17 protein-coding genes, 1 tRNA gene and 2 pseudogenes are annotated in these 20,541 nt (G+C 61.5%); 12 read left to right on the plus strand and 8 right to left on the minus strand.

Annotated elements, in window-relative coordinates:
* Window positions 1-112: 112 nt before the first annotated feature.
* Window positions 113-1,330, minus strand: a complete 1,218-nt coding sequence (locus tag AC1RDQ_RS15445; RefSeq protein WP_057713312.1) for an MFS transporter — start codon at window positions 1,328-1,330, stop codon at window positions 113-115.
* 333 nt (window positions 1,331-1,663) lie between these two features.
* On the opposite strand from AC1RDQ_RS15445, the gene AC1RDQ_RS15450 reads away from it, so the two are divergent.
* Window positions 1,664-3,721 (plus strand): methyl-accepting chemotaxis protein, encoded by a 2,058-nt coding sequence (locus AC1RDQ_RS15450; protein WP_492587649.1) that lies wholly within the window; start codon window positions 1,664-1,666, stop codon window positions 3,719-3,721.
* Window positions 3,722-3,736: 15 nt separating this feature from the next.
* On the opposite strand, the gene AC1RDQ_RS15455 is transcribed toward AC1RDQ_RS15450, so the two are convergent.
* Complete coding sequence (locus tag AC1RDQ_RS15455) at window positions 3,737-4,642, minus strand: LysR substrate-binding domain-containing protein (RefSeq protein WP_057713310.1); 906 nt, start codon at window positions 4,640-4,642, stop codon at window positions 3,737-3,739.
* A 228-nt stretch (window positions 4,643-4,870) separates the two neighbouring features.
* Between AC1RDQ_RS15455 and AC1RDQ_RS15460 the strand changes: the two genes are divergently transcribed.
* The 6 genes from AC1RDQ_RS15460 (at window position 4,871) to AC1RDQ_RS15485 (ending at window position 10,484) form a co-directional block, all read left to right on the plus strand.
* Complete coding sequence (locus AC1RDQ_RS15460) at window positions 4,871-5,989, plus strand: ABC transporter ATP-binding protein (RefSeq protein WP_218494205.1); 1,119 nt, start codon at window positions 4,871-4,873, stop codon at window positions 5,987-5,989.
* A gap of 15 nt (window positions 5,990-6,004) precedes the next feature.
* On the plus strand, window positions 6,005-6,925 hold the full coding sequence (locus AC1RDQ_RS15465; protein ID WP_007981819.1) for an ABC transporter permease: 921 nt from the start codon (window positions 6,005-6,007) through the stop codon (window positions 6,923-6,925).
* A complete protein-coding gene (locus tag AC1RDQ_RS15470) occupies window positions 6,925-7,731 on the plus strand; it encodes an ABC transporter permease (RefSeq protein WP_178120847.1) in 807 nt (268 codons plus the stop codon). The genes AC1RDQ_RS15465 and AC1RDQ_RS15470 overlap by 1 nt, the downstream gene beginning before the upstream one ends.
* Before the next feature lie 27 nt (window positions 7,732-7,758).
* Entirely contained in the window at window positions 7,759-8,805 is a 1,047-nt protein-coding gene (locus tag AC1RDQ_RS15475) for an ABC transporter substrate-binding protein (protein WP_492587651.1), read from the plus strand.
* 60 nt (window positions 8,806-8,865) lie between these two features.
* Window positions 8,866-10,320 (plus strand): amidase, encoded by a 1,455-nt coding sequence (locus tag AC1RDQ_RS15480; RefSeq protein ID WP_090457673.1) that lies wholly within the window; start codon window positions 8,866-8,868, stop codon window positions 10,318-10,320.
* Window positions 10,321-10,407: 87 nt separating this feature from the next.
* A tRNA-Met gene (locus AC1RDQ_RS15485) sits at window positions 10,408-10,484 on the plus strand.
* 98 nt (window positions 10,485-10,582) lie between these two features.
* Here the strand turns inward: AC1RDQ_RS15485 and AC1RDQ_RS15490 are convergent.
* Window positions 10,583-11,692 carry a DUF2817 domain-containing protein gene (locus AC1RDQ_RS15490; protein WP_492587652.1) on the minus strand — a complete coding sequence of 370 codons (1,110 nt, stop codon included), beginning with the start codon at window positions 11,690-11,692 and terminating at the stop codon, window positions 10,583-10,585.
* A 167-nt stretch (window positions 11,693-11,859) separates the two neighbouring features.
* On the opposite strand from AC1RDQ_RS15490, the gene ggt reads away from it, so the two are divergent.
* The 3 genes and pseudogenes from ggt (at window position 11,860) to AC1RDQ_RS15505 (ending at window position 14,270) form a co-directional block, all read left to right on the plus strand.
* Entirely contained in the window at window positions 11,860-13,692 is a 1,833-nt protein-coding gene (gene ggt / locus AC1RDQ_RS15495; protein WP_492587653.1) for a gamma-glutamyltransferase, read from the plus strand.
* Between the two features lie 122 nt (window positions 13,693-13,814).
* Window positions 13,815-13,895: pseudogene (locus AC1RDQ_RS15500) on the plus strand (type II toxin-antitoxin system HigB family toxin); the annotation flags it as partial.
* Between the two features lie 3 nt (window positions 13,896-13,898).
* Window positions 13,899-14,270: a helix-turn-helix domain-containing protein gene (locus AC1RDQ_RS15505; RefSeq protein WP_057398063.1), complete on the plus strand. Its 372-nt coding sequence runs from the start codon at window positions 13,899-13,901 to the stop codon at window positions 14,268-14,270.
* 57 nt (window positions 14,271-14,327) lie between these two features.
* On the opposite strand, the gene ddlA is transcribed toward AC1RDQ_RS15505, so the two are convergent.
* A complete protein-coding gene (ddlA, locus tag AC1RDQ_RS15510) occupies window positions 14,328-15,422 on the minus strand; it encodes a D-alanine--D-alanine ligase (RefSeq protein ID WP_492587655.1) in 1,095 nt (364 codons plus the stop codon).
* Window positions 15,423-15,587: 165 nt separating this feature from the next.
* On the opposite strand from ddlA, the gene AC1RDQ_RS15515 reads away from it, so the two are divergent.
* Both AC1RDQ_RS15515 and AC1RDQ_RS15520 read left to right on the plus strand, forming a co-directional pair.
* Window positions 15,588-16,397, plus strand: coding sequence for an AraC family transcriptional regulator (locus AC1RDQ_RS15515; protein WP_090457994.1), 810 nt, complete (start codon window positions 15,588-15,590; stop codon window positions 16,395-16,397).
* A gap of 75 nt (window positions 16,398-16,472) precedes the next feature.
* Window positions 16,473-16,841 (plus strand): cupin domain-containing protein, encoded by a 369-nt coding sequence (locus tag AC1RDQ_RS15520; RefSeq protein WP_090457996.1) that lies wholly within the window; start codon window positions 16,473-16,475, stop codon window positions 16,839-16,841.
* A 12-nt stretch (window positions 16,842-16,853) separates the two neighbouring features.
* Here the strand turns inward: AC1RDQ_RS15520 and AC1RDQ_RS15525 are convergent, their stop codons facing one another.
* The 4 genes and pseudogenes from AC1RDQ_RS15525 to AC1RDQ_RS15540 form a co-directional block, all read right to left on the minus strand.
* Window positions 16,854-17,453: a flavin reductase family protein gene (locus tag AC1RDQ_RS15525; RefSeq protein ID WP_492587657.1), complete on the minus strand. Its 600-nt coding sequence runs from the start codon at window positions 17,451-17,453 to the stop codon at window positions 16,854-16,856.
* A gap of 169 nt (window positions 17,454-17,622) precedes the next feature.
* Window positions 17,623-18,231 (minus strand): methyl-accepting chemotaxis protein, encoded by a 609-nt coding sequence (locus tag AC1RDQ_RS15530; RefSeq protein WP_489340647.1) that lies wholly within the window; start codon window positions 18,229-18,231, stop codon window positions 17,623-17,625.
* Window positions 18,211-18,939 (minus strand): annotated as a pseudogene (locus AC1RDQ_RS15535) (PAS domain-containing protein); the annotation flags it as partial. The pseudogene AC1RDQ_RS15535 and the gene AC1RDQ_RS15530, both read right to left, overlap by 21 nt.
* A 116-nt stretch (window positions 18,940-19,055) precedes the next feature.
* Entirely contained in the window at window positions 19,056-20,366 is a 1,311-nt protein-coding gene (locus AC1RDQ_RS15540) for an MFS transporter (protein ID WP_492587659.1), read from the minus strand.
* Between the last annotated feature and the right edge of the window lie 175 nt (window positions 20,367-20,541).

Below are 20,541 nucleotides of genomic sequence, written 5' to 3' on the forward strand. Positions count from 1 at the left end.
CTTTTCTGTGGGAGCGAGCTTGCTCGCGATAGCGGTGTGTCAGCCAACAAAGATACTGACTGACACTCCGTCATCGCGAGCAAGCTCGCTCCCACAGGGGATTTGTGTTGGATCAGGCCTTTTTGGTTCGCGGCAGGAAGATCGCCAGCACCCCAAACAGCGGCAGGAACGAACACAGGTAGTACACGTATTCGATGCCGTGAATATCCGCCAGATGGCCCAGCAACGCCGCGCCAATCCCGCCGAAGCCGAACATCAGGCCGAAGAATATCCCGGCGATCATCCCGACATTGCCCGGCACCAGTTCCTGGGCGTACACCACGATGGCCGAGAACGCCGAGGCGAGGATGAAGCCGATGACCACGCTGAGAATGCTGGTCCAGAACAGGTCGACATGGGGCAGCAGCAAGGTGAACGGCGCAACGCCGAGGATCGAGAACCAGATCACCGCCTTACGCCCGATCCTGTCACCGATCGGCCCGCCAAAGAACGTCCCCGCCGCGACCGCTCCGAGAAACAGGAACAGATGCAGCTGCGAGCTGGCCACCGACAGGTCGAACTTCTCGATCAGATAAAAGGTGAAGTAGCTGGTGAGGCTCGACATGTAGAAATACTTGGAGAACACCAGCAACCCGAGTACCACCAGCGCACTGGTCACTCGGCCCTTGGACAAGCCGTGAGTCGCCGCCTGGCCCTGCTTGAGCTTGAACAGGTTCAAATGGTTGGCGTACCAGCGGCTGATCCGGTAAAGCACGAACAGCGCAAACACCGCGAACAGGCCGAACCAGGCCACCTGCCCTTGACCGTAGGGAATGATGATCGCCGCCGCCAGCAACGGGCCGAACGCCGAGCCCGCGTTACCGCCGACCTGGAAGGTCGATTGCGCCAGCCCGAAGCGTCCGCCCGAAGCCAGGCGCGCCACGCGGGACGCTTCCGGGTGGAAGGTCGATGAACCGATGCCGATCAGCCCCGCCGCCAACAGGATTAGCGGGAAGCTGCCGACCACCGACATCATCAGAATCCCGACCAGGGTGCAGACCGTACCCGCCGGCAACAACCACGGCTTGGGATGACGATCGGTGTAGTAACCGACCCACGGCTGCAGCAGCGAGGCCGTCAACTGGAACGTCAGGGTGATCAGGCCGACCTGGGTGAAGGTCAGGCCATAGTTGGCCTTGAGCATCGGATAGATCGACGGCAGCACCGACTGGATCAGGTCGTTGATCAAATGCGCCAGCGCTACCGCGCCGATGATGCGCATCACCAGGGGACTGCTTTGGGGCGTAGCGGACGCCGGCACTGAGCCGGTCTGGGCGTTGCTGATAGCCATGGGAATTTCCAGACAACAGGAGGTACGAACGTGCAGGTGCGCCAATGTGCCATTTTTCGGTGCGGCAACGCCATCCCCTTAGCCTGCTAACGACCTCGTTTTTCATCACCACAACCTTGATGGCGCAAAGCCATGGTCTGAATCTTGCCTTCCTTGTCTGCTTGAACGCGGCCTCCTTACAAAGGCGACCGACAATGGGAAGTTTCGCTACAGAGTCAGCCTACAGAGCGGACAAGGGTGAACTTTCGAGGCCTTTTTAGAGGGCACGAGTCGGGGGTGCGACAACCTCCGTCGCACGCCAATAGTGCGTGGTGTCCAGAGGAGTCATGGGGCATGCAGGCTTTTTTATCACCGGGGATCGGGCTGCTGGGGCGTTTTGGCTTCGCACGTAAATTCCAGCTGTTGTTTCTGCTGTTTATCCTGCCGCTGGCCGGCAGCCTGTGGATGATCGGCCAGGACTATCGCGACAAACTCAGCCTGATCTCCGGCGAACGCGCCGGGGTGCGGCAACTGCTTGCCCTCGATGCGCTGGATGACCTGCTCGCCGCCCAGCGTGATCGCGCCGCCAGGTGGCGCGCCACGGAAACCAATCGCCAGCCAACGCCGGCCACCCTCGCCGCGATGGCCGCCTTCGATGGGGTTCAGCCCGCCGTCAGCCAGGCCACTGCCGAATTGGGCAATGCCCTGCAAAAAGAAAGCGCCGAGGGCGAAACCCTGTCGCGTTATCAGGCCCTGCAAACCGCCCTCGATGGCCTCGACTCAAAAAGCCTGAGCAATGTCGGTTGGTGGCCGGATGGATACGATCGCTTCACCAACGCTTTGAGCGCCCTGCAAGCCTTACGCGAGCAGATCGCCATGGACAATCGCCTGACGCTGGCACCGTGGCTGGAAACCTACTTGCTGACGCAGATCTCCACACAGCATGCGCCGGACCTGATCGAACGGGTCGGTCGTCTGGCTGCTGTGGGCCAGGCCTCGGTGGTGTCCGGACAGTTCACCCTGCAAAGCCGCCTGCAACTGCGCGACCTGCGCAGCCGCATCGGCGATGCGCGAGAGCAGCTGGTGAAAACCGCAGGCCTGCTCGAAGCGCGCTTGCCCAGCGCCCTGCAAACCTGGGCCGGGCAATACCACGACAGCCTCAAGCGCCTCGATGCGGGCCTGAAGGTGCTGGATGACGGCGTGTTCGGTGGCAGCATCAACCTCAAGCCGGAGGACTTCGAACGCAGTCTCGACGCCCTGCTCTCTGACCTCGCCTCGTTGCGTCAGCAGTCGCTGGTGTCGCTGGATCAACGCCTGGATTACTACCACGACTCGGCGATCCGCCAGTTCGTTGTTGTGGCCGCCGTGTTGGGCTGCCTGCTGTTGGCCGCGCTGTATCTGTTCATCTGTTTGCAGGCCTCGATCCGCCGCAGCGCCAGCGGCATCACGGTACTGGCCGAGGCCCTGCGCGATGGCAATCTGAGCCTGCAAGTGCCGGTTCAAGGCCGGGACGAACTGGCGGTCATCAGCACCGCGCTGAACGTCGCCGTGGTGCAACTGCGCACCAGCCTGCAAGGGGTGGATCACGAAACCCTGCAACTGAGCAACGCGGTACAAACCCTCAACCATCATTCCAGCGACGCCCTGGGCGAAGTCGAAGCCCAGCAGTTGCAGATCAGCCAGATTGCCGCTGCGGCGACGCAACTGGCCGCCACCTCACAAGGGGTGGCCCACAGCTGCGAACAGGCGTCCGGCAGCGCCCAGCACACCCGGCGCATTGCCGCCGACAGCAGCCGTGACAGCCAGCGCACCACCGCGAGTATCCAGCAGCTCAATCAACGTCTGAACGAGACCGCTGCGGCGCTGGGCCGGGTCAGTGAACAAGGACAGCAGATTCAACTGGTGGTCGACACCATTCGCGGTGTCGCCGAGCAGACCAACCTGCTGGCACTCAACGCCGCCATCGAGGCGGCCCGGGCGGGCGAGCAAGGGCGTGGCTTCGCGGTGGTGGCCGATGAAGTGCGCAGCCTGTCCCAACGCACGCAATCGTCGACCGCACAGATCGCCGGCACGGTCGACAGCCTGCGCAACACCGTGAATGAGGCCGTCAGCCTGATGCAAGCCGCGTGCAGTCAGGCAGAGAGCGATGCGCAAGCGGTCACCGGCCTCGGTGAACGGCTCGGGGAAATCGCCAGTGCGGTGCAGAGCGTCACCGATACCCTGGCGCAAATCGCCACGGCGGTGGAGGAACAGGCCAGTACCGCCGACGAGGTCAGCGGCAATATCCAGCAGGTCGATCAAGCGGCGGTGCGCTTGCTCGAAGGGGCCCGCGCGGTGAACCAGGCCGCGGACACTCTGAGCCACGGCAGCAAAGCCTTAAGCGACAACACCGGGCGCTTCCGTTTGAGTTGAACCCGCCAGGACTTCTCAGGCGCGGATCACCGCCTCCGGGAAGTCCTGCTCCAGTTCGCTCTTGAGCCAGTCGATAAACCACGCCGCGTCTGCCGAGAGTTCGGCGGACGGCGTCAGCACTCGATAGCTTTCCAGCTTCACTTGCGCGTCCACCACCCGCACCAGCTTGCCGCTATGGAGTTCGTCGCGCACCAGCACTTCGTTGGCCAGTGCGATGCCCTGCCCGCTCTCGGCCACCGACAGTGCGTGGTCGTTGTTGACGTAGAGCATGTCCGAATTGAGGTGCATGTCGAGGTCGTTGGCGGCGAACCACAGGTTCCACCACTCGCCGTCATCCACATGGATCAGGTTGTGTTTCACCAGGTCCGCGGGGCTGTCGATGGGCTCGACGCTGGCCAGATAGTCGGGGGAACAGATCGGAAACACCCGAGGACAAATCAGGCTGGTGCGCGAGTGCGCATATTGGCCGTCCAACCCGTAGACGATGCCCAGGTCAGCGCTTTTGCCATCCACTTCGGTGAAGGTGGAGTTGGGCTCGATAGCGAACTTCAAGCCCGGGCGCAGATGACGCATGGCCTCGATGCGCGGCATCAGCCAGCGCTTGGCAAACCCTGGCACCACCATGATGCGCAGCCAGCGTTCGGCGTGTTTTGGCTGCGCCTCTTTTCCCGCTTCGATGATCAGCTGCAAGGCGGCGGTGATCTTGCGGTGGTACTTCTCCCCCGCCGTCGTCAGGTTGACCCCGCGTGAGGTGCGCTCGAACAGTTGGATGCCCAGCCAGTCTTCCAGCAATTTCACATGGCGGCCGATGGCCGGCTGGGTCACGTGCAGGGCCTTGGAGGCTTCGACATAGCTGCCCAACCGGGCCGCGGCATCAAAGGCACGCACCGCGTTGAGCGGCGGCAAACGGTGGTCAGGCATGGTTTCCGGGCGCCTTCTGCTGTTAAATTTTTTAACAGCCCCTATGTTAAAATTGAAGTTTCGCCCCCGCAACCCCTCGCTGATAATCGATCCACAGCAGAACAACAAAACAGCTGGTTACAACACCCGAACGCAATCTCGATCCTGCCCAGAAAAATAATATCCATGGCCCGACGACGCAGCTGTTTTCAGCACGTGCGCAGGCGATGGGGGAATCGGAGGTAACGCATGAATGCCCTGCATTCGCTGCAAACGCTGGCGGTGTCCATCCGCTCAGTGCGCAAAGTCTACGGTGATCCAAAGACTGGCCCGGTGGCGCTCAAAAGCATCGACCTGGACATTCGCGACAACGAGTTCTTCACCCTTCTCGGCCCTTCGGGCTGCGGCAAAACCACGCTCCTGCGGATGATCGCCGGGTTCGAATTCCCTACCGAAGGCGAAATTCTGCTCTACGGCGAAAACATCGCCGACCGCCCGCCCTTCCAGCGCCCGGTCAACACGGTGTTCCAGCATTACGCGCTGTTCCCGCACATGACCATCGCCGAGAACCTGGCCTTCGGCCTTGAGTCCCACCCGATGGGCAAAGTCCTGAACAAAACGCAAATGGCAGAACGGGTGCGCGAGATGCTCGCCCTGGTGCAGATGGAGCGCTTTGCCAACCGCAAGCCGGCGCAACTGTCTGGCGGTCAGCAACAGCGTGTCGCCCTCGCTCGTGCATTGGCGCCGCATCCCAAGGTCTTGCTGCTCGACGAACCGCTCTCGGCGCTGGACCTCAAGCTGCGCCAGGCCATGCGCGAAGAGCTGAAAACCATTCAGGCGCGCACCGGCATCACCTTCATCTTCGTCACCCACGACCAGGAAGAAGCCCTGACCATGTCCGACCGTATCGCCGTGTTGTCCGAAGGCGAGGTGCAGCAGGTCGGTCGTCCGGAAGACATCTACGAACGCCCGCGCAATCGCTTCGTGGCGGACTTCATCGGTGAAACCAACTTCATCGAAGGCACGGTCACCCGCGTTGCAGACGGCCTCGCCTGGTTCGCCGGTCCGGCCGGTCATCCATTGCCTGCACAGCCATGCAGCGATGTGCGAGTCGGTGCCAACGTCGCATTGTCCGTGCGCCCCGAGCGTTTGCATCTGGTGCCAGCCACCACTGAGAACGCTCTGCCGTGCCGGATCGAAGCGCAGATCTACCTCGGCACCGACCTGCAATACCAGGTCAGCCTGAGCGACGGTTCACGCCTCACCGTGCGCACCCCCAACTGCGTCGACCAGAGCAAACGCTTCGCCGTCGGCAGTCAGGCCGGTCTGTTGTTCGACCAGGGCAGCGCCAGCGTCCTGCACGATTGAGCACGAGGAATTGCCATGCACGCTTTACCGATTGCCAACACGCTGGAACGTCGGCGGGCCTTCCAGAGCTTTCTCGGTGTCAGCCCCGCGCTGATCGCCATCGGCCTGTTTCTGATCGTGCCGATCCTGATCGTCATCGGTTACTCGCTGATGGAGGCCAACCCCTATGGCGGGGTGAACAAAGTATTCAGCAGTGACGCCTACACCTCCCTGCTGTTCGAGCGGCAACTGGACGACAGCCTGGCCTTCGCCGACTCCTACCTGATCATTGCCCTGCGCTCCATCGGCATCGCCGGGCTGACCACGCTCATCACCCTGTTGATCGGTTTTCCGGTGGCGGTATGGCTGGCCATGCAACCGGCCCATCGCCGTGGCTTGCTGATCTTCCTGATCACCGTACCGTTCTGGGCCAACCTGTTGATCCGCACCTACGCCTGGATTCTGCTGCTGCGCAACACCGGGGTGATCAACAACAGCCTGATGGGCCTCGGGGTCATCGACCAGCCGCTGCAACTGCTCTACACCGACGGCGCGGTGCTGCTGGGGCTGGTTTATACCTATGCGCCCTTCGTCGTGCTGCCGATCTACGCCACCCTGGAAAAAATGGACATCCGCCTGCTCGAAGCCGCTCAAGACCTCTACGCCGGACGCGTTCGAACCTTGCGCAAGGTGGTGTTGCCGATTGCCAAACCGGGAATTCTCGCCGGCGCCATCCTCACTTTCGTGCCTTGCCTGGGCGCGATGATCGCTCCGGAACTGCTCGGTGGCGGCACGCGAATGATGCTCGGCAACCTGATCTTCCGCCAGTTCAGCGATGCGCGTAACTGGCCTTTCGGTGCGGCTCTGTCGCTGGTGCTGATGGCGGCGGTGATGTTGGTACTGACGGTTTATGCCTTGCGTGCCGAACGCCAGCGCATCGCCAAAGGAGGTGCGTGATGATCGGCCTGTTCAAACGCAACACGCTGGGGGTGCAGGACTTCCCCGGCTTCGGCGGTTTCAGTTTCCTGTTCTACCTGTACCTCTACGCGCCGATCGTGGTGCTGGTGGTGTTTTCGTTCAACGCCAACCAGTCGGCCACGGTGTGGACCGGTTTCAGCCTCGACTGGTATCGCGCCGCATTCGCCAACCAGGCCCTGCGCCAGGCGGCTGGCAACAGTCTGTTGATCGCGGTCTGCGCCAGCATGGTCGCCACGGCCATCGCCACCCTCGCCGCTCTCGGCACTTCACGGGGTGCGAAGTTCAAAGGCCTGCAATTGTCCATGGGCGCGATCATGTTGCCCCTGGTGCTGCCGGAAATCGTGGTCGGCGTCGCCACCCTCGCGCTGTTCTCCACCATCGGTCTGTCCCTGGGCTACGGCAACCTGATCATCGCGCACACGGTGTTCTGTATCCCGTTCGCCTTTCTGCCGATACGGGCACGCCTGAACGACATGGACCTGTCCCTGGAACAAGCCTCGGCCGACCTCTATGCCGGCCCGTGGCGGACCTTTCGCAAGGTCACGTTGCCGCTGCTGATGCCGGGGATTTTCTCCGGGCTGATGCTGGCCTTCATCGTGTCGCTGGATAACTTCGTGATCTCGATGATGGTCTCCCAGGCCGGCACCACCACCTTGCCGATCTTCATCTTCGGCCTGTTGCGCATGGGTGTGACACCGGACGTCAACGCTGTCTCGACCCTGATCCTGGGCGTCTCGGTGCTGTTCGTCACGCTCTCTTATCTGCTGGGCAAAAAGAAAACCTGAACCTTCTACGTACTGTGGGGAAATAGCATGAGCAAGTGGATTAAAAGCATCGGCACTTCGTTGTTCCTGACTTTACCGCTGACCATGGTCGGCAGCGTTCAGGCCGCGGAAAAACTCAACGTGGTGAGCTGGAGCGGCTACTTTTCGCCGGAGATTCTCGCCAAGTTCCAGAAGCAGACCGGCATCGAAGTTACAGTCGACTCCTACGATTCCAACGAAACCCTGCTGGCCAAATTGAAACAGGGCGGTGCCGGTTATGACGTGGCGATCCCCTCGCACCAGTTCGTGCCGATCCTGATCAAGGAAAAACTGCTGGAGCGCTTCGACCCGGTCAACCAGCCCTACTACGCCAGCGTCGTCGACAACCTGAAAAAACCCACCTGGGACCCGGAAGGTGCCTATTCCGTGCCGTTCATCTGGGGCACCACCAGCGTGGTGCTCAACACCGAGCGCTACAAGGGCCCTGCCGACAGCCTCAAGGTGCTTTACGAGCCACCGGCCGAGCTGCAAGGACGAATCAACATGTTCGACTCGGTCAGCGACGTGGTGGACATGGCCAGCCTGTACCTGAACATTCCACTGTGCAGCGAAGACCCGAAACAGATGCAGCAGATTCTGACCCTGCTCAAGGCGCAGAAACCCTTCGTCAAAACCTACAGTTCCAAGGCCGGTTCGATCCGCGAAAACCTCGCCTCCGGTGAAATCGACATGTCGACCTTCTGGGGCGGCTCGTCGATGCGCGCCCGGGAGATGAAACCGAGCCTGAAATACCTGTACCCGAAAGAAGGTGTGCTGGCCTGGGTCGACAACATGGTCATCCCGACCGGCAGCAAGAACCCGGCAAACGCCAAGGCCTTCATCGCGTTCCTCAGCCAGCCTGAAAACGCGGCGATGACCCAGAACTTCCTCAAGCACCAGAGCCCGATCAAGGGTGTGGAGCCGTTCCTCGATGCGGGCCTCAAAAACGCCCCGGAACTGCACATTCCCGAAGGCACCCAGGTGGTGTTCAGCAAGACCTGCGGCGAAGGCGCGATCCGCCTGGCCGACCGTCTCTGGACCAACCTGATGCGTTGATCTCTACCGCCCCGACGCGATGACGGGGCGTTTTTCCAGCCGTCTGAAAGGCCGCTTGCAATGAACTCTAATAACATCAGCGAACTGGTCCTGTTACAGGCCCACGAGCTCGCCGAACGCATCCGCCTGCGCCAGGTTTCCTGCCGGGAAGTGATGCAGACTTATCTTGCCCATATCGAACGCTTCAATCCGAAGGTCAATGCACTGGTGAGCCTGCAAGCGCCGCAAGACCTGCTGGCCCAGGCCGATATCCGCGACGCCGAACTGGCGAAAGGTCAATACCGTGGCTGGATGCACGGCCTGCCCCACGCCATCAAGGACTTGTCCCTGACCCGTGGCATCCGCACCACGCTGGGTTCGCCGCTGTACAAGGACTTCATCCCCGAGCGCGACGGCATCATGGTCGAGCGAATCAAAGCGGCGGGCGCGATCATCATCGGCAAGAGCAATACCCCGGAATTCGGCCTCGGTTCGCAAAGCTATAACCCGCTGTTCGGCGCGACCGGTTGCGCCTACGACCCGAGCAAGACCGCTGGCGGCAGCAGCGGCGGTGCGGCGGCGGCGCTGGCGATGCACCTGGTGCCGGTGGCCGACGGCAGCGACATGATGGGCTCGCTGCGCAACCCGGCCGCCTTCAACAACATCTTCGGGTTCCGTCCGTCCCAGGGCCGCGTGCCCTTCGATGACAGTGCCGACCTGTTTATCGACCAACTCGGCTACGAAGGCCCCATGGCTCGCAGCGTGCGCGATGCGGCGTTGCTGCTGTCAGTGCAGGCCGGGGCCGATGCACGGGCGCCGCTGTCGATTGCCGAGCCCGGCAGCGCCTTTGCGGCACCGCTGGATCGGGACTTCAAAGGCACGCGTCTGGGCTGGCTCGGCGACTTCAACGGCTACCTGCCGATGGAAAAAGACATCCTCTCGCTGTGTGAAAAGGCCTTTGCCGATTTCGAAAGCCTGGGTTGCCACATCGAGCCCGTTCAATCCGGATTCGCGCCAGAGAAGCTGTGGAGCAGTTGGCGGACGTTGCGCCACTGGATGGTCGCCGGCTCGTTGGGCGCGACATACGCCGACCCGCAAAAACGGGCGCTGTTGAAACCGGAAGCCTGCTGGGAAGTCGAAAACGGCCTGAAACTCTCGGCCACCGACGTGTTTGCCGCCTCGGTGACGCGCAGCGACTGGTATCGGGCGATCTCCAGGTTGTTCGAAAAATACGACTACCTGCTGCTACCCAGCGCCCAGGTGTTCCCCTTCGATAAAACCCAACCGTGGCCCACCACCATCGAAGGCGTGACCATGGACACCTATCACCGCTGGATGGAGGTGGTGATTCCCGGCACCTTGTCCGGCTGCCCGGTAGCCAACGTACAGGTCGGCTTCAGCGCCAGCGGCCTGCCCATGGGCCTGCAAATCATCGGCAGACACCAGGCCGACTTCGCTGTCCTGCAACTGGCCCACGCCTACGAACAGGCCAGCCGCTGGTTCCAGCGCTGCCCTTCACCGCTGCTCAGAGGATAGATTTTGATAAACGGTTGAAAGCGCAGAGAAATATTTTAGATTTATGCTTGACGCATCCCCGTTACCGGTGAATAATGCGCGCCACTTGGCTACATAGCTCAGTTGGTTAGAGCATAGCATTCATAATGCTGGGGTCCGGGGTTCAAGTCCCTGTGTAGCCACCAAGTACTAAAAACGGCTTACCGCAAGGTAAGCCGTTTTTTTATGCCTTGAAAAAATACGCTGCGGTTGCAGGAAATCCTGAACCGCATGCGCGCATCGATCAGACGCCAATGGTCGGCAATGCCGACAACGCCCGCTCCCAGATTTGCCACGTGCGCAGCCAGACCATCGCCTGCCAATCGCTATCCGCCGGATAGAACTGTTCCAGCAGATTCAACTTGACCCCTCGCCCCGTTGCGTCACTCGGGTTGCCATGCAAATGCAGCCAGTGGTCATCACGCAGATGCCGGTGAACGTCCGGCCCGGGATAGGTCCCGCACTCGATGACGAAAGGCATCAGCCGTACTTGCGGCAACGCATCGATCAACGCCTGCGAGGTATAGCCGGTGGCCGTTGCCGCCACGCCGGTTTCGCTCAGGGTATCGGCACCGGTCTGCAGGCTGTAGAGCCACGGGCCATAAATCGCCTGCGCATCCGCCAGCGCCGGATAGGCGGACTCGGTGATGGTCAACAACATCGGATGACCGTATTCGCCAGCGCCCGTGTGCAAGTCGAAACACATGGCGACCTCGGCATGGGCTACGTGCATTTGCACGATCTTGTGCAACGTGCGGTTCGACCAGCTCGGCGCCAGCCCGCCGAAAAACAGACCGTCGGGGTGAGCATGCTGACCGCCCTCGACAATCGACATGACTGCCGGCCAGCCGTGCAGGCGAATCTGTTCGTCGAGCAAGGCATCGGCACGATCACGCTCCGGACCTTGCAACTGTGGGCAGGCATAGATTTCATGCAGAGCGTCATAGGCCTGGTTGTCCGGCAGCGGTCGCTGGAAATCCAGGTGATTGCGGTTCAGGTCGATGTTGTCTTCGTTGACCCGGCGCAACCACGCCATGCCCCAAGGGTTGATGGCATGGACCATGACCACGGCGACATCCGCTGGCAGGGAGCGCTTGCCCAACTCCTGCAACCATTTGATCTGGCAACCCGAGCCGTAGAAGCCTTCGACTCCGTGGGTGCCGCTCAGCGCGATCAACAGGCGCTTGGCGCCCGGATCACCCAATACCGCCACATCCGTGCTCAGGGACTCACCAAACGGCCCCTTGAGCGGGTGTGGATACTCCGTCAGCGTTGCGCCTGCCGTGGTCGCGGCGGCCAGGAACTGTTCACGCTGGGTGCGATAGCTGGACTGGGTGGGGAACTCGGTTTGCATGTCTGCCTCTTGTTGATTTTCCGGCCTGCCTGTTGGCAACGACCCTACAGAAAATCCCGCTTTTGATGAAGGACAAAAAGGGTCAATGCCGTGGGACCTGGTTTGCGTCCCTCCCGGTCGGTCGATAAAGTCCACTGATCCCAGATCCAACGGACGGAGTGCCCCACGTGTTCTCAACCTTCCCTTTGCGCCGCTATCGCCTGCCTGCCCTGCTTCTGCTCGCCAGTGCCTTGAACCTGGCCGCATGCAACAACGCTACGGTGCCGACGCTGCCGCTCGCACCGGAAAGCGCTTCCGGGTTCCGCACCGACCTGCGCACCCAGCACGCCGAGAAGTACATGGCCGCGGCGGCCAACCCGCTGGCGGCCGAAGCCGGGCGGGAGATGCTGCGCCGGGGCGGCTCGGCCATCGACGCGGCGATTGCGATGCAAGCCGTGTTGACGCTAGTCGAGCCGCAGTCTTCGGGCATCGGCGGCGGCGCATTGATCGTCCTCTGGGATGGCAAGGCCGTGCGCACCTACGACGGACGTGAAACCGCCCCGGCCGGCGCCACCGAAAAGCTTTTCCTGCAAGCCAACGGACAACCGATGGGGTTCACCCAGGCGCAGATTGGCGGTCGTTCGGTGGGCACACCCGGCGTGCTGCGCGCCCTGGAACTGGCCCATCAAAAACACGGACGCCTGCCCTGGGCGCAGCTGTTTGAACCGGCCATCCAGCTCGCCGAACAAGGCTTCGCCATTTCGCCACGCCTGCACCGGTTGATCGCCGCGGATTCGTCCATGCCTCGCTCGCCGGAAATGATGGCTTACTTCCGCAATGCCGATGGCAGCCCAAAAGCCGTCGGCACAAACTTGAAGAACCCGGCACTGGCCGCCGTGTTCAAGCGCATTGCCCATGAAGGCCCGGATGCCCTGTACAAAGGCCCGGTCGCCGAGGAAATCGCGGCCAAGGTGCAGGGGCACGCCAACCCCGGCAGCCTGTCCCTGACCGATCTCGCCAACTACCAGGCCAAGGAGCGCGCGCCGCTGTGCACCGACTACAAGCGCTGGCAGGTCTGCGGCATGCCGCCACCGTCGTCGGGCGGGATCGCCGTGGCGCAGATCCTCGGCACGCTGCAAGCCCTGGAGACCCGCGATAAACGCCTGGCGCTGGCACCGCTGCAACCGGTCAAGACCACGGCCCCGGCCGGCATCGAACCCGACCCGCAAGCCGTGCACCTGATCTCTGAGGCCGAACGCCTGGCCTACGCCGACCGCGCTCAATACTTAGCTGATACAGACTTCGTCCCCGTGCCGGTCAAGGGCCTGGTCGACCCGTCCTACCTCGCCAGCCGCGCCGCCCTGATTGGTGAACGCAGCATGGGCACGGCCAAACACGGCACTCCGCCGGGCATCCGTGTGGCCTATGCGCCGGACCGCTCGCCGCTGCGGATTTCCACCTCGCAAGTGGTGGCCGTCGATGACGCAGGCGGCGCCGTATCGATGACCACCACCATCGAGTCAGCGTTCGGCTCGCACATCATGGTTCAGGGTTTCATGCTCAACAACGAGATGACCGACTTCTCGTTCATCCCCGAGGAAAACGGGCAAAAAGTCGCCAACCGCGTCGAGCCCGGCAAACGCCCGCGTTCGTCCATGGCCCCAACCCTGATCTTCGACCGCCAGAGCAGCGAATTCCTCGCCACCGTCGGTTCCCCCGGCGGCTCGCAAATCATCGAATACGTGGCCAAATCCACCATCGGCCTGCTCGACTGGAACCTCGATGCCCAAGCCGCCATCAACCTGCCCAACTTCGGCAGCCGCAACGGCCCGACCGAACTGGAACAGGGGCAGTTCAGCCCGACGCTGATTCAGGCGCTGAAAGACAAAGGACACGGCGTGACCGAGATCGACATGACCAGCGGGACCCAGGCGATTGTTCGGGTCAAGGACGCCCAAGGCAAAGCGTCGCTGACAGGCGGAGCCGATCCGCGGCGTGAAGGGCAAGCGCTGGGGGATTGAGTCGTACGCGGGGATGAGAAAGGGCTTACCGGTGGGTAGGCCCTTTTTATTGGTAAAGAGTCCAGCTCGCCTCTCTCCCGCTGCTTTTTCCTACCCGCAAATATTTGCGTCCTGGTTAGAGTTTCCACGCCACGTACATAAAATTTGTCGGCACTCACAAGCAGTACGACACGGTCGACGCTGATAACGTCGAAATGGAGTAACCCATGAACATTCGCCCGATTCACACAGAAGAGGATTACCGCGCCGCCCTCAAGAGCGTGTCGGCTCTGTTTGAGAATGAACCAGAGATTGGCACTCCCGAGGGAGATTACTTCGACATCATGATTACGCTGATCGAATCGTATGAGTCGAAGCACTTCCCGGTCGACTTACCCAATCCTATCGATGCGATCAAGTTCAGAATGGAGCAGTCCGGGTTGTCCGCCGCCGATCTTGCACCCGCCATCGGCCGCACAAATCGTGTTTATGAAGTACTCAATGGCAAGCGAGCGTTGACGCTTCCAATGATCTGGAAACTGCACGAGCTGTTCGGGATACCCGCCCAGAGCCTGATCAAACCGGTCAAACACGCTTGATCAGGGTCGGCTCATGCAAGCATACCTACCGATAATACGGACGATGCAGAACTCCGCTTATCGACTGATCTTCAACCCCTGCCGAACCTGGTGCTTTTCCAGCGCCAGCTCGATCAGTCGCGTCACCAGCTCGCTGTAGGTCATGCCGGTGGCCTGCCACAGTTTCGGGTACATGCTGATGCGGGTGAAGCCGGGCAGCGAGTTGATTTCGTTGATCAGCACTTCGCCGCTGTCGGTCAGGAACACGTCGACGCGGGCCAGGCCGGAGCAGCCCAGTATCTGGAACGCTTCGACGGCCAGGGCGCGAATGCGCTCGCTGGCCTCGACGCTGATATTGGCCGGCACCACCACTTCAGCCGCCTTGTCGTCGATGTACTTGCTGTCGTAGGAATAGAACCCGCTGCGAACCACGATCTCGCCGCAGCCACTGGCGATGGCGTCTTCATTGCCGAGCACTGCACATTCAATTTCGCGACCGCTGACGGCAGATTCGATCAACACCTTGGTATCGAAACTCAAGGCCAGCTCCACCGCTGCGCTGTACTCAGCCTCGTCGGTGACCTTACTCACGCCCACGGAAGAGCCCTGATTCGCCGGTTTGACGAACAGCGGCAAACCCAACTTGCCCCGCACCTCGGCAAACCCGGTGCGGGCCGCCGTGGCGCGGGTCAATGTCACGAACGGCGTCACGGCCAGGCCGGCATCGCGCAGCAGGCGCTTGCTGATGTCCTTGTCCATGCACACGGCCGAGCCGAGCACATCGGAGCCGACAAACGGCAGATCGGCCATGCGCAGCAAGCCTTGCAGGCAACCGTCTTCACCGAGGGTGCCGTGGACAATCGGGAAGATCACATCGACGTGGCCAAGCAGTTCCTGGCTGGAGGTTTCCACCAGTTGCTGACTGGCTTTACCCGGCACCACGGCCAGTTCGCGGTTGGACTGGTTGAGGGCGATCAGCGCCGGATTTTCCTGATTCAGCAAAAAATTCGAAGGATCGTTGAGGTGCCAGTGGCCTTGTTTGTCGATGCCGATCAGCACCGGTTCGAAGCGTGAACGGTCCAGCGCATCGACGATGTTTTTCGCCGATTGCAGCGACACCTCATGCTCAGCCGAACGGCCCCCGAAAATGATCCCCACGCTCAGCTTGCTCATGACCTGGCCTCACCTGACGAATAGAAAAACGACCTGCAGAGAATGCGCCACACAGTGCAGTATTTGCCCTTGGTTTTCTAGCGTACCTGTCGCCTTGCGATCAGAAGACAGGGAGTCGCTGACTGGGTTACCGTGTTGCGCATCGAGCTCAAGACAATCATCACCATGGCCAAGTACCCGCCTCGCAATGACTGGTTCCATCGCGCGCCCGATGTCGGCGGGCTACAGCGTTTCGAGGCGTTTTTTGCCGGCCATGGCTACGATCTTCACCGCCACGACACCTATGCCATCGGCCACACCCTGGCCGGGGTGCAGAGCTTTCAGTATCGCGGTGGCTGGCGTCACAGCCAGCCAGGCGCAACGATCGTGCTGCACCCGGACGAAGCCCACGATGGCGAGGCCGGCACCGAGTCCGGTTTCCAGTACCGGATGATGTACATCGAACCGGCGCTGATCCAGCAGATGCTCGGCGGCCAACCGCTGCCGTTCATCAAGACCGGACTGTCGAACGACCCCCGCCTGTTTGCTACTACGGGAGCCTTGCTGCGCAGCCTTGATTGCCCGCTCGATCCACTGGAAGAACAGGATGCGCTGTTCGATCTGGCGCAGGCCTTGAGCAGCGTTTCCGGTGTGCCAGCCAAACGCTCGGGTTTCGATTACGTGGCCGCGCAGCGCGCGCGGGAATACATCCACAGCGCCCTCGATCGCACCGTGACACTCGATGAGCTGGCGCAACACAGTGGCCGGGATCGCTGGAGCCTGTCCCGGGATTTTCGCCTGTTGTTCGGTACCAGTCCCTATCGCTACCTGACCATGCGACGCCTGGACATGGTCCGCGCGCTGCTGACTCAGGGGCAGACACTGGTCAGCGCCGCGCTGATCGCCGGCTTCACCGACCAGAGCCACATGACTCGGCAATTCAGCAAAGCCTACGGCTTGCCACCGGCCCGCTGGCTGAACCTGCAGCGGCGCTGAGCCACGCACAATCGTTCAAGAATCGCGTCGAATTGCTGGCTATCGTGGCCCAGGATCAACCACGAGAGCCCCATGATGAACGCCTACGAAAGCCTGAACTTCGCGGAAAAGCTCACCCGGATCGATTCGCACTGGTCGCCCCGGGTCATCGCCGAAATGAACGACTACCAGTTCAAGGTGGTGAAGCTGCTGGGGGATTTCATCTGGCACGACCACTTCGATACCGACGAAACCTTCATCGTTCTGGAGGGCCAGTTACGTATCGACTTTCGCGATGGCCATGTGCTGGTGAACGCCGGGGAGATGTATGTGGTGCCCAAAGGCGTCGAGCACAAACCCAGCGCGGGGCAGGAGGTAAAACTCCTGCTGATCGAACCCAAGGGCGTGCTCAATACCGGCCGCGAAGGTGGCGAGCGCACGGCCGAGAATGATGTCTGGATTTGAGCGCTGGCCGCCTCACGCCTGCAAGGTCTTGCCGTCCACTGGATCACCAATGGTCAAGAAGTGCCCGCCCGCCACGTGGTGCAAGGTGCGCAAGGCGTCTTGCCCTTCGAAGTGCCAGCGGCCTTCGCTGAACACGCGCTCGTCAGCCTGGGCGGCAATCACTTCAGCCAGGAACAGATCGTACTGCTGGTGGTTGTTCGGCTCCGGCAACAGGCGACATTCCAGCCAGGCCACGCAGCCTTCGAGCATCGGCGCATCAACCGACTGGCCGGTGAACGTCTGTAAATCGTAGGTCTCAAACTTGTCGCGCCCCTGGCCCTGGGTCAACTCCAGACCGGAGGTCGAACCGACGGTCTGCACAATGTCGGCCTGTGCAGCGCACGGAACGTTCAACACAAACGTGCCCGAGGCTTCCAGCAACTGGCGAGTCCAGGTGGACTTGTCCAGCACCACGGCAATTTTCGGTGGTTCGAAATCCAGCGGCATGGCCCAGGCTGCCGCCATGATATTGCGCTGGCCATCGTGGGCTGCGCTGACCAGCACGGTCGGGCCATGATTGAGCAGACGATAGGCCTTGGACAAGGGAACCGGACGGCGGTGGGGAACGCTCATGGAAGTCTGCTCCTGGGGGAAAAGAGCCGATTGTAGCGCCCACGTAACCCTGTGGGAGCGGGCTTGCTCGCGAAGGCGTCAATTCAGTCACCGCTGGGTTGAATGACACACCGCTTTCGTCGGAACGCCGCCCGGAGCAAGCCCGCTCCCACCAAGAGCTGATCTCAGGTCAGTTGGTGAGTTGATTGGCAAACTGCCCCACCGCGTTGACCACTTTCTGCGCGCCGTCCTGGATCTCGACAATCACCGTACCCGCTTCCGCCGCCAGTGCCAGGCCCTGCTCGGCCTGAAGCTTGCCGTCGGTCATCAGCGCTACGGCGTTGCGCGCCATGTCCTGGTTCTGCCGCACCACGAGGACGATTTCGTCGGTGGCCTGGCTGGTGCGCGAAGCCAGTTGCCGGACCTCATCAGCCACCACGGCGAACCCCCGCCCCTGCTCGCCCGCACGGGCCGCTTCGATGGCCGCGTTGAGCGCCAGCAGGTTGGTCTGCTCGGCAATGCCGCTGATGGTTTTGACAATGGTACCGATCACCAGCGACTGCTCGTTCAGCGCTTCGATGCCATCGCCGGCGGTTTGCATATGCCTGGCCAGGTTGCGCATCACGTCCACGGCCTGGGTCACCACGGCGTTGCCGCGCTGAGCGCTTTGGTCGGTTTGCTGCGAGGTGCTGTAGGCGATGTTGGCCGCCTCGGCGACGGCTTGCTCCTGATTGACCTGATCGGTAATCACCGTGGCGAACTTCACCACCTTGTAGAGATTATTGTTGGCATCGGCCACCGGGTTGTAGGACGCCTCAAGCCAGACCGCACGACCATGGCTGTCGACACGTTTGAAACGGTCGGCCACGTACTCGCCCGCATTCAGGCGACGCCAGAAGTTATGGTATGCGTCACTGTTGTATTCTTCCGGCAGGCAGAAGGTGCGGTGATGCTTGCCCTTGATCTGCGCCAGGCTGTAACCCATACCGCTGAGGAAGCGGTCGTTGGCGGTCAGCACGTTGCCGTTGAGGTCGAATTCGATCACCGCCGTGGAGCGCACCAGCACGCCAATCAGGTTCTCGTGTTCGCGGGAGGCCTCGATGGTGCGGGTCAGGTCGCTGGAGAAGATCGAAAAACACTTGATCCGCCCATCCGCCGAGCGCACCGGTTGCAGGATCGAACGCAACCACGCTTCCTGGCCGGTACCGCGCAACAGACGCACTGCGCCGGCGAAATGCTCGCCACGGGTCAACGCGTTCTTGAAGCGCAGCTGGAATTCATCGGATTTCACTTGATCCGGGACCAGATCGTCGATGTGTCGGCCAATCAGGTCGCCGCTCTTGTAATGCATTTCGCCAAGGAAGTTCTGGTTGACCGACTGAACCCGCCCGTTGCTGTCGAGGGTCAGCACCAGCATTTCGCTTTCCAGACTTTCCTTCACTTGCTGGAGGCTGGAGAGTTCTTCACGAAGAGCCGACAGCTCCTGCTTCAAGCGTTTATTGAACATGGGAAAGCACCGATGGACAGGGGTAGAAAGCGATATGCAGCCTAACCATCGGCCTTGGAAACATTTTCTTAAGCGTGCTTCAGGCTTGTCCTACAAAAAAGTTACGACATGCCCGATCAATGCGCGCCAGCCACAGGACAGCCTGCGATTCTCGGCATCCGCGCACCGAAGTACGCCGCACTGCTCACGCCCACTGCGCCCATCACCGCACTGAACATCACGCAGATCCATGGACTCCATGGCATCAGACCGATCAACAACAGCGGTGTGACACTCGCCCATGCGGCATAGGCAATGTTGTAGGTGAACGAGATCCCCGAAACGCGAATCCGCGCCGGGAACAGGCTGACCATCACCGATGGCACCGCGCCAACTACCCCGCAGGACAGCCCGGCCACCGCGTAAGCCAGGCCGATCCAGTCGCCGCCCATGATCAGGCAGGCATACAGCACGCCGATGCCCAGCGGCAGCAGCAGGCTATAGAGCATCACCGTGCGCCAGGCGCCGATGCGATCGACCAGCAGCCCGGCGAGCACGCAGCCGATGTTCAAGAACACGATGCCCAGTGCGCTCAAGGCGAAGGTATGGCTGGCGGTCATGCCAAAGGTTTTCTGCATCATGGTCGGGGTGATGACCACGAACACCACCACGGCCGAGGTCAGCACACAAGTGAGAATCATCGCCGGCAAAATGGCCAGGTGATGCTCGCGCAAGACCGTACGCAGCGGCAGTTCGCCGGCTGCCTCGCGCTGCGCCTGCATGGCCGTGAACACTGGGGTTTCGCTGAGCCAGCGACGCAGCCACACGCCAATCACCCCAAACACGCCGCCCAACAGGAAGGGATAACGCCAGGCGTAATCGAGGATTTCCGCCGCAGTGAATGCTTGCGCCAGGAAGGTCGCGGTCAATGCGCCGATCAAATAGCCGAAGGTCAGCCCCGCCTGCAAGAAACCCAAGGCATAGCCGCGGTGGGCAATGGGTGCGTGCTCGGCGACGAATACCCAGGCACTGGGTACCTCACCGCCCACCGCCGCGCCCTGGAGGATGCGCAGGGCCAACAGCAGCAAGGGTGCGAAATAGCCGATTTGCGCGTAGGTCGGCATGATCCCGATCAGCAGACAGGGCAACGCCATCATCAGGATGCTCAGGCTGAAGACTTTCTTTCGCCCCAGACGGTCGGCGAAGTGCGCCATCAGGATGCCCCCCAACGGTCGCGCCAGGTAACCGGTGACGAAGATCCCGAAGCTTTGCAGCAATCGAAGCCACTCGGGCATTTCCGGCGGGAAGAACAACTGGCTGAGGGTCAGGGCGAAAAACACGAAGATGATGAAGTCGTAGATTTCCAGCGCCCCGCCGAGAGCGGCGAGCCCCAGGGTCTTGTAGTCCGAGCGGCTGAACGGCTTCGGGCGCGAATCGGTGTTAGTCATGAAAAGAACTCTGGCATAGGCAAAAACCAAGGCGCCCATGGTCTACGCAAATGCACCGACGGACAACCCGTTAGACCAAAGTCCCATAGCCACGAAACAGCCCCGCAAAAGTCCTCGGCTTGAATTAATGTTGGCGCCTGTCCAGACGGGCGGTTACTGCCCCGAAGACCACTAC

The organism is Pseudomonas sp. GW823-FHT02E01, from assembly GCF_058797535.1.